Source organism: Sphingobacterium spiritivorum (assembly GCF_016725325.1).
Classification (GTDB): domain Bacteria; phylum Bacteroidota; class Bacteroidia; order Sphingobacteriales; family Sphingobacteriaceae; genus Sphingobacterium.
Genome location: NZ_CP068083.1, coordinates 3,770,615 through 3,783,886, shown reverse-complemented (window position 1 = coordinate 3,783,886; position 13,272 = coordinate 3,770,615). Strand labels below are relative to the sequence as shown.

General features: G+C 42.4%; 6 protein-coding genes. All 6 read right to left on the bottom strand.

Features of this window, described 5'->3' with window-relative positions:
- The gene (locus I6J02_RS15820) at positions 1–1,275 is read right to left on the bottom strand and encodes a serine hydrolase domain-containing protein (protein ID WP_201678801.1); all 1,275 of its coding nucleotides are present in this window, start codon (positions 1,273–1,275) and stop codon (positions 1–3) included.
- A gap of 110 nt (positions 1,276–1,385) precedes the next feature.
- Entirely contained in the window at positions 1,386–1,973 is a 588-nt protein-coding gene (locus I6J02_RS15815) for a helix-turn-helix domain-containing protein (protein ID WP_201678800.1), read from the bottom strand.
- Positions 1,974–2,130: 157 nt separating this feature from the next.
- A complete protein-coding gene (mgtA, locus tag I6J02_RS15810; protein ID WP_201678799.1) occupies positions 2,131–4,836 on the bottom strand; it encodes a magnesium-translocating P-type ATPase in 2,706 nt (901 codons plus the stop codon).
- Positions 4,837–4,947: 111 nt separating this feature from the next.
- Positions 4,948–5,652 (bottom strand): MgtC/SapB family protein, encoded by a 705-nt coding sequence (locus I6J02_RS15805; RefSeq protein ID WP_201678798.1) that lies wholly within the window; start codon positions 5,650–5,652, stop codon positions 4,948–4,950.
- Positions 5,653–6,090: 438 nt separating this feature from the next.
- Positions 6,091–6,993, bottom strand: a complete 903-nt coding sequence (locus tag I6J02_RS15800; protein WP_201678682.1) for a PorP/SprF family type IX secretion system membrane protein — start codon at positions 6,991–6,993, stop codon at positions 6,091–6,093.
- A 94-nt stretch (positions 6,994–7,087) separates the two neighbouring features.
- On the bottom strand, positions 7,088–13,222 hold the full coding sequence (locus I6J02_RS15795; protein WP_201678797.1) for an MBG domain-containing protein: 6,135 nt from the start codon (positions 13,220–13,222) through the stop codon (positions 7,088–7,090).
- Between the last annotated feature and the right edge of the window lie 50 nt (positions 13,223–13,272).

Here is a 13,272-nt window from a genome sequence, read left to right as displayed (position 1 = left end):
CTACCTGTAGTTATACGGATAGTATTCTTCCCATTTCCAGGGTGTGAATGTATCAGCAATCAGCGTTTCAAGGAGCTCTTTGAAAACCTTTGAACCGTTGACACTGTTGGTCATTATGATGATAGAAATTCCCTTATCTATAAAATTAATATTATAGTTTTTCCACGCATCATCTCCTCCTTCCTTGAAAAATGCTCTTCCATATTTCGTTTTCATTATTCCCCACCCCAGTCCGTAAGCCAGATGAATAGCTCTGTTGGCTGTAGTGGTTTCCATAGTAATCGGAGGAAACTGAGTCTTAGAATGAATGTCTATCTGTGGAGAAATCATTTCTTCAAAATATTTCTTCTTCAATCCGCTGCCTTGTGTGACATACGCTATAAACCGTGTATAATCTGCAAGAGTTGTGACCATAGATCCCCCTGCAACTGCTACGGTTCGCTTTTTCTTTATATTCTGCCATCCTTTTTCATTATGTCCTATAACGAGCTTATCTCCAAAATTATCATGCCATACATAACCTGATCGGGTCATACCTATAGGTCTGAAAACCTTTTCTGTAGCCAGTACATCCAGACTTTTACCGGTGATTTCCTCTACAGCTAATTGCAACAGCTTAAATCCTTCTCCGGAATACGCATATTTTGTTCCGGGCTGAAAATATATACGAATTACACCTACAGAATCAAATACAGCATTGGCATCCCGTGGATCAAACCATCTGACATTAGGTAATCCGGTAGTATGACTCAGGCACATACGTGCTGTCATCATTTTCCATCTGTCATCATTCTTTAAATCTGAAAAATAAGGATAATCAGGGACAGGTTTGCTCAAATACTGGTAAAGCGGTCTGTCCAGATCGAGTTTCTTTTCCTGCACGAGCAGCATACAAAGATATCCGAAGACTGCTTTACTAAAGGAAGCTGCATAGACAAGAGAAGTGGTGTCCATTAATTCATTTTGCAATTTGTCACGGAAGCCATATGATTTAATGAATACTGGTTTATAATCATTGAGAATGGCAATATTAAGTCCGGGTATACCCGCACTGTCCATCACCGCACGCACCTTATTGTCAATTTCGGATATGGATAGTTTAGTTTGATCTAACCGGGTAATGTATTCTTGCTGCGCATGGGAAAGCTTTATGCAGCATATGAATACAAGTAACAGGACAGATGTCTTTATACAAACTTTCAAAAACAGACTCCGGCAGAACGACAGTTCTGCGGAGAGCCTGGAGTAAAACGGGGTTACAACAAATCGCTTCATTTTCTTTTTTTATTCAAAGTTCCCGGATCATCCTGATGCTGTCAACGACAGAACGACGACATGTTGACGACAAATAAGAATATCTGCATAAAAAAAGATAACAAATGCTGTTATTCCGGCGAGTTTTCCGGAATACGTTTAAGAAAAGGGAAGTAACAGTAATAGATTGGTTTTAGATTTTTAAAGCTACGGATACCATTGAAAACACAGAGTACAACAGCACTAACAGTTGTCACAACTAATAGAAAAAATCCTGCAGGAAAATATAAAACCAGTAATATTATAGCAAATAGCATAAATATGGTGACTGTCAATTGAAAGTTTAAGGAGATACGGCCATGAAAATCATACTGTGAACTTTTTTGTTTATAGAATATCCATAGAAATAGAGGAAATAAGATATTACCAAATGGAAATATAAGCCCTGTGAGTGGTAAGAAATGAAAGAGTGAGGCGATCTCACGGGTGTACTGCTTGTTGTAATCGTTTTGCCTGATTTCAGCATTCAGCTCTTCTATGTTTATACCCAGCGCTTCGGCTATCCGTTGTAAAGTATATCCTTGAGGAATTACGTCTCCCCTTTCTATACGTTGGATTGTACGTGTCGTCAGACCTGACAATTCTGCCAGCTTTTGCTGAGTCAGCCCCTTGTCCGCTCTCCTTTGTGATAAGTTAATATTGATGCTGTTTTCTTTCATAAAGAATCATAACTCATTTAAACAAATGTAATTATATTCTTTATGAAATTATTTTATCTAAAAGCATTTGCTCTAATAGTCCAATCCCTATACACTCTTCCGATCATCAGACCGGAAAAGTGTATAGGGATAGAATCTTGGGATGTAATCACCAGCCTTACAACCATTCCTTAAATCTGCGGATATACCAGTTCTTGACAACTTGTGTCAGCAGGCAGTAACTAAACAGAATACCGATAAGCCAGGGGAAATAGGTCCATGGCAAAGGTTGCATTCCTAATGCAGATGCTATCGGTAAAAATGGGATAAGCATTCCTAACGCTATAACCAATGACGTCATTGCCACTACAGGAGCAGTAGCCCAGCTTTGTATAAAGGGAATCTTGCGTGTACGAATCATATGAATAATTAATGTTTGCGACAGTAGCCCTTCCACAAACCAACCACTCTGAAACAAAGACTGATGTGCTGGACTATTGGCTTTAAACACATAAAAAAGAACTGCAAACGTTATAAAATCAAATACAGAACTGATAGGACCTATGTATAACATAAAACGCTGTAAGCCACGGGCATCCCATTTTTTAGGTTTGGCCAGAAAATCTTTATCCATACTATCCCAGGGAATGGTAACCTGCGAAACATCATATAACAGATTCTGAACCAGAAGTTGGACAGGCAACATGGGCAGAAAAGGCAGAAATGCGCTGGCTCCCAACATGCTAAACATGTTACCGAAATTACTACTTGCAGTCATTTTGATATACTTGACAATATTACCAAACGTTCTTCTGCCGTAAATCACTCCCTTTCTCAGTATGGTAAGGTCTTTTTCCAATAAAATAATATCAGCGCTTTCTTTGGCTATATCTACAGCAGTATCCACACTGATACCCACGTCAGATTCTTTGAGAGCGGCAGCATCATTGATACCGTCACCCATAAAACCTACAGTATGTCCTTTCTCCCGGAGCACCTGTACAACTCTTACTTTCTGCATGGGACTTAGTTTGGCAAATACGGAGATATCATCTACCTGTATTTTCAGTTCTTCAGCAGACAGCAGATCAAGTTCATCACCAAGCATAATATTTCGGATCGGAATGCCGACTTCCCGACATATTTTTCGGGTTACGATATCGTTATCTCCGGTCAGCACTTTTATAGCTATACCTAATTCCTGTAAAGCTTTTATGCTGGGAGCTGCTGAAGGCTTTGGCGGATCCAGAAAACCAATAAAACCTGTCAGAATAAGTTTGTTTTCATCTTCAACAGCGTAAGTAAGCGGGTGATTGCCATCAAATTCACGTATCGCAACCAGCAGCACCCTCAATCCGTCTTCATTGAGTTCACGGGCCGTACGCAACACCTGTTTCCGCATAGTATCATTCATAGCCACAACATTATCCTGCTCTCTATGAATACTGCGATCCTCGCCAGGATCGAAAGTATGTGTACAAAGACTAAGCATCTCCTCTACCGCTCCTTTACAGATTAATAAGTGACTGCCATTTGCATTTTTAAGAACAACGGACATTCTGCGTCGCTGAAAATCAAACGGAATTTCATCAATCTTAACATAATGCTCTTCCACCTTCAGATAATCATGTAATTCCACATGCTCTAATACCGCTTTATCCAGCAGATTTTTTAAACCCATCTGATGGAAACTGTTCAGATAAGCCCATTTCAACACTTCATCATCTTCGGCTCCGTATACATTGAGATGTTTTTCTAATACAATTTTGTCCATCGTAAGTGTACCCGTCTTATCTGTACACAGGATGTCCATTGCACCTATATTCTGTATAGCATTGAGTCTTTTGACAATTACCTTACGTTTACTCATATTCAGGGCTCCCTTTGCCAGATTAGCTGTTACGATCATCGGCAACATTTCGGGTGTAAGCCCTACAGCCACTGCCACAGCAAACAGTAAGGCATTCATCCAGTCACCTTTCAACACTCCATTGATGAGAAAAATAACGGGAACCATGACCAACATAAATCGGATAAGCAGAAAACTAACCTTATTAACTCCCTTATCAAAGGCGGTTTCCGGACGTTCACCCACAATTGTTTTGCTGATCGTTCCGAAATAAGTTGAACCTCCAGTTGCCACTACTATCGCAGACGCAGAGCCACTGATTACATTAGTTCCCATAAAACAGATATTGGAAATCTCTATTGGCGAACACTTGTCGGCATGTTGTACTGGCAGCCAGTTCTTCTCAACTGGAAGAGCTTCTCCGGTAAGCATGGCTTCACTCACAAAAAGATCTTTACAATGCAATATCCTGCAATCGGCTGGTATCATATCTCCGGCTGACAGGAAAATAACATCACCCGGCACCAATTCTTCAATAAGACGTTCGTGCTTACCACTATATTTACGCAAAACAGTAGCTGTGGTCTTAACCATACTTTTTAGTTGTTCGGCAGCTCTGTTGCTTCTGTACTCCTGCACAAAACGCATCAGTACACTTATCATCATCATCGTGAATACCACTATCACCGTCTTGTAATCACGTTCTTCCGGTAAAGCCATCCATATATCCAATACAAAAGATATAAGTGCAATCACAAGTAAAATCAATATAAACGGATTAGCAAAAGCTTGTATAAGTTGTTTCAACCATGAAGGTGCACGATCATGCTGTACGACATTTTTCCCGAATCTTTGTGTTCTGTCCTTTGCTGTAGCAGATGTAATACCTTCGGCAGAACTCTCCATCATAGCATAAATAAACTGGTCTTCCTGCCTGGCGATATTATGAAGTTTAATTGCTGTTCCTTCATTCATTCCTGATCTGCTGAATGTTTCATTCGCTTTTTTTGGTACAATTATATTCTTGTTTTTCATTTTTCAATCTTTTATTACGAACCGGAATTATACTTAAAAAATAATCTTATGCAGCTAATTATATTACACATACATACTATTAAATACATTATCACTTTAACATATAGAAAATTATAAATCGCTTTGTGTGCCAATAATTTCCCAACTTACCTTTGTTACTTTTTCTTCTATAGTTAACAAACTGGCTACACGTTCCATAATGCTGTCCTGCTGTGATGCTGCATGTATCTCTGCTGTAATTATAGCTTTCTGAGGATCTTCATAATCGTCACTGCTCAATGATTTGAGCAGTAGCTTTTCATGATTGCCCAGTTGCTGGAGCAAAAGAATACGGATATGGTTTTCCACTTCGGCCCTGCAGATAATCGAAAAACGATAGTCTGTCTGAATCAGGGACGATTTGATAAAATGAGATTGTCCGATGCGCTGACCTAACGGACGCATAAGCAAATGAATCAGTACTACAAAAAAACTGAGAATAATGGCCTCCCTATATAGTCCCACTCCTACAAGTGAGCCTATGGCAGCAGAACACCATATAGTAGCAGCAGTATTAAGCCCCTGCACACTCATCCCGTCTTTCATAATTACTCCCGCACCGAGAAAACCTATACCACTGATAATATAGGAAGCGACTCTTCCGGTAGCGTCTCCACCGATACTGACTGATAAGAGGATAAAAGCAGTTGATCCAAGGGAAACTAGTGTATTGGTACGCAGACCGGCACTCTTCTGTCTCCATTGACGCTCAAAACCAATAGAAGCTCCCAATAACAGGGATAGTGCCAGACGAATAGTAAAATCGAGTGTGTTCATTGTTCTTTTGTATAATACAAACAGGAGCTTAGGTACGCTCCCTCAAGAACAGTACGGATTAAGCTGTCAGCTTGTGAATAAGATAATAGGGACCTGAATCCATGTTGTTTTATTTTTTGACGTTGCAAAAGTAAAACAGCTACTGTCAGGGAGCTGTTAGAGATCTTTTAGAAAAATATTAGAATTTCATTAGAAGGCAACTCCAAAAAGCAGAGGTTGATATTACAATTTCAGAACCTCACCCTAACCCTCTCCTTAAAAAGGAGAGGGAATTGTTTTTGCAGATACATAAAAGGTTGACAAGGGATTTTATAAGGTTTAAGAGGTTAATAAAGTTTATAAGTTTCACTTTTGTTGCAATTACGGGTTAGGAGAAATAAAAAAGGGTTCTGAAATTAATTTCAGAACCCTTCCTATTTAATATAGGATATGTTATAATTACAATCTTGATCTGCTTTGATTTCCGAATCGCACAGACAGTCCCAGTTCATGGGTACTGTTAGCGATGTAACGGTTCAAATCACTGTTCTTCAGGTTCTGCTGATAACTGTAAGCGACCCGAAGTCTGCCCAGATTGAATTCAGCCATTCCCATCAGATCTCCACGCTGTCTGTAACCTCCTCCGATACCAAATTTCTCATGAAAGAATAACATCACTGTACCATCAAACTGAACCCCTGTAACAGGACGGTAGCTCGCCAGTAAACTCGGACGGATGTACATCTGATTGTCCAGATCAAAGATCACTCCCGAGGATACGTAAAACGTATTGTCACGACCAAACTGACGCACATAGTTGGATTCCTTTGATCCGAAAATAGAACGTGGCATAGACACGCCTACATAATATCGATCAGGTCTCACTAATGACGCTGACAATCCGTACAACAATGTTCCGTATTGTTCCGTCTGAAAGGCAGGATCACCCGGATCAAGGGAGCTGTAATCTCCACGCTGCTGCGTGTAGCCCAGGTTCACTCCCAGACCAATGTATTCCTCATCTGAGATCTGAAGTGTTTTGGTAAAATTCGCCGAGGCTTCTGTACTGCGTTCAACACCGATCTTAAACTGTTTGAAATTTACACCTAAAGCAATGCCGCGATTACCAACAGCTATATTACCGTTGAACCAGATACTCTTGGGAGCTCCGTCAACTCCGGCCCATTGGTAACGGTAAAGAAGCGCTGCATCTCCTTCGCCTCCTTTCAGCAATGCATTGTAACTCGGATTCAGCATCTTCCCAAACGAACCGGAAAGCGCCGGATCGATATATTGCTGACCCAAGGCCAGGCTGACACATAGTAACGATAACGTGCCTGATATTATCTTTTTCAAGTTCATAGCCCTTGTTATTTCTGTTTTTTTATACTGTTACTCTACTAAAGAAATCCGGTGTTACAGCTCATCCTGGAGCTGCAACACAGATTTCCTCTGATTAATATCTGACAACGAAGAAGCCTTTGTCATAAACCCATTTACCGTTGATCTTTACTTCAAGCATATAGAAGTATGTACCGGCAGGGACTGCACGACTTTCCTTGTAACCGTCAAATCGGTTGCTATGGTTATCGTACCCTTTGAGTTCCTGAACCAGGTTACCGTTGGCATCAAAGATTCCGATTTTGTTCTCCGGATATTCATCTATGCCCTCGATACGAAGGTAATCGTTGATACCATCTCCGTTTGGTGAAACTGCAGGATGTACACGTACCGGTAATTTAGCTCCGTCTTCATTGCGGACACGAAGTTCACGGGTCACCGCATCAGCTGCGATATAGTTTGCATCTCCTGCCTGCTCTGCACGGATAAGGGCTAAACCTACTCCTCTCACGGTCACCTCCTGATTACCTGTAACTTCAGCAACTAAGGTATTATCACTGTAGATACGGATCGGCAGCGGGCTGTTGCTGGTAATATCAAGTGTCAATTGACCTGCATCGCGGTACACCGCAGGGATTTCTTTGAAGCTAATCACCTGTTTGGCTTTATTGATCTTCAATGTAGCCTGCAGAGAGAGGTTATTATAATTGATACCTCCGTCTATATTAGCCGTAACCGGATAGCTGCCGGCAGCTGTCTGATTATTACCGGTGTAACTCACGGTTGTACCTGAAGGAAGAGTACCAGTTACAAGAATAGATTTAGAACTTCCATCGTAAGTGAAACTGGCATCGCTTAACGTGATACCTGTAACAGTTGCCTTCGTAATGGTAAGATTGGCTCCTGTATAGGTGATCGTATAGTTAGAAGCGGTCAGATCGTTATTGCTGATCGCATACGTTCCTACATTCTCTCCTGCTGCACGTTTCAATGTTCCTGTTACTACAGTAGCCGCATCATTATTGACCATACCTGTGACTTTATAAGTCAGAGCAGGATCTGCCGTTCCAAATACTTTAGTCTTCGCATCAGCCATAACCGTTAAGTTGGCTTTAGTGATTGTAAGACTGCCATCCAGATAGGTAATGGCGTAATTTGCGGAAGTATATCCTCCCGGTGTGATGAAATAGCTACCCACATTTTTGGCCCCAATTGCCGTACCGGTATAACTTAATGCGCCCTGCAAATTTTGTTCATTTTCTCCATTTACAAAACCATTATAGCTTACACCATTACCAGTTGAATAACTTTGCGCGTCGTACATTTTATTAAAATTGTTGGCAGTAATGGTTAATGCTTTTTGTACAACATTTATATTAAAACTTACCGGGGATGCCGCGGCGTGGTTGACATCACCCGGTTGACTGGCTGTAATGGTTGCTGCACCAGCTGACAAAATTTGTACCTCCCCCGAGGCATTTACAGCAGCAACTGCCGGATTACTGCTCACATAGCTGACGATTAGCCCCGAAGAAGAAATTGCCGAAGCATTAACGTCTGCACTGCCATAGGTTAATTGCAAATTAGCGCCTGGTACCTGACTGTTGAACGTAATAACATTTGCCCCGGACTGTACAATGCTCAGCGTACCATTTTTATAGTCGAAATCGTAATTTCCAGAGGATAGTCCACCCGGCGTAATCGAATAAGTACCTGTATTAACTGCAGCCTGAGCAGTACCGCCGTAGGCTAAGTTGCCCCCTAATGCTGCCGGTGAATCGTCATTTACAAAACCATTAAAACTAACTCCGTTTCCACCAACATAGGCAATGCCATCATAGGTTTTACTGAAATCGTTTGCCGTCACTGAGAGCCTTTTCTTTGCCACCTGTAAGGTAAAACTGACAGGTGTTGCTACACCATAATTGTTATCACCCTCCTGATTTGCTGTAATGATTGCCGTTCCTGTACCCAAAATACTCACCTGACCGGTAGCACTCACCGTAGCTACAGCAGTATTGCTGCTTTGGTAGCCGGCCGGCAAGCCGCTACTGGCATTGGCCGAAGCATTCAGATCAGCATCTCCATAAGTTTTATTTAAGATACTGCCTGCTGTTTGAGCATTGAATGTTAATGTATTTACACTATTTAGCGAGATGGTTAATTGTCCGCTTACAAAATTAAGTGCATAGTTGGCAGAGGTCAATCCGCCAGGTACAATGGTATAATTACCTGTATTGACAGCTCCCTGTCCGGTACCCGTGTAAGCCAGTTTGCCGACAAGTACTGTTTGGTCTTCGCCCAGCGCAAAAGCACTGAAGCTTATTCCATTACCACCATAATAAGCAGCACCATCGTACACTTTACTGAAATTGTTGGCGGTAACTGTTAGTGCTTTTGGCGTAATGGCAGCAGTGACATTTGAGAGATCGCTAATATTTGATACTTTATAATTCCCGGCTTGTGCTCCTGTTAAAATTACATTTCCTATTGGGAGAGTAATCGTTTTTGCCGTTCCAACATCTTTGGTATTGTATTGAACTGTAGCCGAGCTTAGGCTCAATTGTACATCATCGCTATTGACCACATCGCCATTGGCCAGCATCAGGTCTATAGCCTGCACCGTTCCAGCCGTACCCGCATCGTACACTTTGGTAAACACGGCACTAGGCTTGAAACTAACCGTAACCGGTTTTTGGCTAATAGTTAAGCTGAATATTACATCTGGAGCAGGGCTAAAAGCACCATTTCCCGGCTGACTTGCGGTAATATTTACCGTGCCTGCTTTTTTGATATTCAGTTTCCACTTATTGGCATCTGCTGCATCCTGAAAAGCTTCGGCAATACTGTTATCTGCTGAGACATAACTTACCGTTAAACCAGAACTTGCTGTGGCTCCGGGTTCAAAATCAGCATCGCCATAGGTTTTTGAAACATTAGCGGCTGTAATGGTTTGTGGCTGGGTTTGCAGTTCATAAGCACCTAAGTCGATATTACTACCCATTAAGCGAGCATTACCATCTAAATCTTTGGTATTGGCATTTAAACCCACAAATAATGTTTGGTCGCCTGCATTGGCCAAATCGCTTCCTATTTTAGGCCTGTAATCTCCACCAATAGATAAAGCAGGTGAGAGCGGAGCTACAAATAGGTCTGCAGCAGTTCCGTTAAACGTAATTAGCCCTGCACCATTGGCACCCTGTACTAAGCTATTTCGGTAAACTGGCACATCAGCCCCCGAGCTGTTTACAACGCCTGAGTTATTACCAAAGACCACCGTGTTTTGCAGTTGTGGCAACGAAGTGTTTGTATTATAAATTGCGCCATTCACATTGGCCTGATTTCCACTAATGGTAACATTGGTTAAAACTGGCGACGAGTTGTTGTTATAAATGGCGGCACCATAATTAGCCAAGTTACCGCTGAACAATACATTATTGAGGACAGCAACTGCTCCTGAGCCGTTAAATATAGCACCTCCGTTTACATCAGTACTGTTTCCTGTAAAGATGACATTATTTAATGTGGCTGTTTTATTACCAAAAATGGCTAAACCACCGCCTCCGCCAAATAAGCCTTTTGAAGCATTATTACTAATGGTGACATCGGTAAATTGTACTTCCGAAGAAACATTAACAATGGCACCACCAAACCTGCCACCTGTTACCAAATTTCCCACAAAACTACAATCGGTAATTATTGGATTTGAATTGACGTTGTACATCGCTCCTGCCCCTTCATCGCCCCAGCCCTGACCTGCAATGTTAGCGCTTTTATTATTTAAGAACTTGCTTTTAGAAATGGTTGGTGCCGCTATGATGGCTCCATTAGGCGTGTTTATATAGATAGCCCCTCCCAAACCAGTTTGCACATGGTTGTTTTCAAAAACACAATTGGTAATTGTAGGGCTTGATGCGGTAATGTTCATGCCTCCACCTTGGGTTTTGAATATGTTTAAAGTGTTTACTGTCAAAATGCCACTACTACCACTGCCGCCTCTCACTACAAAACCATTTAGCTCGGCGGTACCTACATCACCTGCGGAAAGCAATACATGATATGTGTTTTCGCCATTGCCTGAAAAGCTGAGCGTTGCTCCTGCGCCTGTAACCACATCGTCATTATTAAAATCACCACTTAAAATACTCTGATTAGCTGCAATGGACAGATCTCTTTGCTGTAATGTAGTTTCGATACCTGCAAAGCCACCATATAGTTGTACATCTTTCACCAATAGAAAGGTATTATCCCGGGTTTTATCCGTACCAAAGTTTGCCCCGTCTTCAGGGCTGTATAAGGGTAGGTATTTCCCACCAGCTACCCAGATCTGCTTTACCTTACCAGGCGTAACCGCATTTAAGGTTTTGGCCATCACCAATGCATCGGCCAGTTCTGAGACGGCATTTGCCCAGCTACCGCCAAGGCCGTTACTTCCTTTTTTGACATAGAGTATGCCATTTGCATCTGGTTTGAGCACTTTAACAGTAATCTGAAACTGTTGAGAAGTACCTGCGCAACTTGTTGCACCCGGACTATAGGTTCGGAAAGCATAATCATAACTTGGAAACGACTGATAGCCAGCATTGGCATATACTTGTCCATCAGGATAGGGATTGGAAGTGGAACCTGCAATACAGTTGAGGTTATTCGTACCTGTAAACACCAGGTAATAAGTGTTGCCGGGAGTAACAGAAACCGGAGACCAAAAAACATTAACCCAAGAACTTGGAGAAGAAGCTGCCGTACCGGTGGCCAGCTGCACGCCACCGGCATTAGGCAATTTATCCCATAAGGAAATGGTTATACTTCCATTACCTCCAGTTGCATTCAAAAAAATACTCGCTCCCATAAGCGAATTGGTTACAGGCTTAAAAGATTGGGCCAGGTTGGATTGTGAAATATTTGCAGTACAATTACTTGCTATCGATTGGTCAATATCGAGTATACCTTCTGTTAATTTTGGCGTAACGGTAAGCGTTGCCGTTATCGGTTCATTAGTGGCATTTACTGTTGTAAAGGCGGGGATATTGCCTGTTCCATTGGCTGCAAGGCCTATAGCTGGGGTATTATTGATCCAATCGTAGCTTACATACCCTCCGGTAGTAGGACTGCTGAAGTTTACAGCTGCAGTATTGGTACCCGTAAATACGCTTTGGTCTTTCGGTTGTGCAACAACTGGCGTTGGGCTAACGGTATAAGTAAAGGCTTGGGTTGCCGGACTGGCACAAGACATATCATAAGTAATGATGATTTGACCATCGCCATCCTGAAAACCTTGTGTATGTTGTACCGAAATAGCCTGCGGATTGGTATAACTACTGCCACCACCGCCACTACCATAAGCTGCACCACCCCCGCCATAGTAACCGCCCCCACCACCGCCGGCAGCAGTACCGAATAAGATTCCTGCATTACCACCAAGTCCCAGTTGACCTGCAGTTGCAGCAACGTTGCCTACTTGAGTACTTTGGCCAGTTCCTGGCTCACCGCCTTGTGTTTGAGTCCCCCCTTGTCCTACCGATATACCTGTTAGGCTCCCGCATTGATTCCCTGTTCCACCCGTTAGTTCGCCACCAGCTCCGCCAGGTTCGGCAGTATTGCTACAATTATTACCAGCACCACCACCACCGCCAGCAACGATAATTCTATTTGTTAATGCCGTTCCTCCTATACGAATATCTGAAGCACCGCCACCATTAGGTTGTGCAATACTGCCACCACCGCTTCCACCACCATTATAACCGTTGCTACCACCAACCATTACGTAAATTGTTTGGCCAGGTGTAACCGGATAGTCAGCTGTAACTCTTCCACCTTTGCCTCCCAAATCATCAGGCTTCGTACCTGGCTGGTTATAGATGGCACTTGCGCCTTGCGCACCTCTTGCGTCTATTTTAATATTGGTTACCCCCGCTGGCACCACAAATGTTTGCACCGCCCCGGTATAACTAAAAGTTTGAACGGTTTCCAACTTTGGTGTAACTGTTATATTCGCCGTTAGCAGTCCTGTTCCGGTGTTTACCGCGTTAAAAGCGGGGATATTACCTCTTCCATTAGCGGCAAGGCCTATTGCCGGATTGGAATTTGTCCAACTGTATACCACATTAGCCGTACTGCTGGTAAAATTAACCGGAGCAGTGGTCGTTCCATTACAGACCTGCTTATTTTGTGGCTGGTCCATTTGCGGACATTGGCCAAAACTCAGGCGGGTGATAATAAGGAACAGTGAAAAAAGTAATTGTCTCTTCATAAGACACAAGAGTGTTTTATTCATTATAGTATTTCTTGATATCAGGTAAT

Excerpts from the sequence above, each read along its gene's own strand:
- I6J02_RS15795 (WP_201678797.1), bottom strand. The coding sequence starts at position 13,222 with ATGAAGAGACAATTACTTTTTTCACTGTTCCTTATTATCACCCGCCTG.
- mgtA (WP_201678799.1), bottom strand. The coding sequence starts at position 4,836 with ATGAAAAACAAGAATATAATTGTACCAAAAAAAGCGAATGAAACATTC.
- I6J02_RS15815 (WP_201678800.1), bottom strand. The coding sequence starts at position 1,973 with ATGAAAGAAAACAGCATCAATATTAACTTATCACAAAGGAGAGCGGAC.
- I6J02_RS15805 (WP_201678798.1), bottom strand. The coding sequence starts at position 5,652 with ATGAACACACTCGATTTTACTATTCGTCTGGCACTATCCCTGTTATTG.
- I6J02_RS15800 (WP_201678682.1), bottom strand. The coding sequence starts at position 6,993 with ATGAACTTGAAAAAGATAATATCAGGCACGTTATCGTTACTATGTGTC.
- I6J02_RS15820 (WP_201678801.1), bottom strand. The coding sequence starts at position 1,275 with ATGAAGCGATTTGTTGTAACCCCGTTTTACTCCAGGCTCTCCGCAGAA.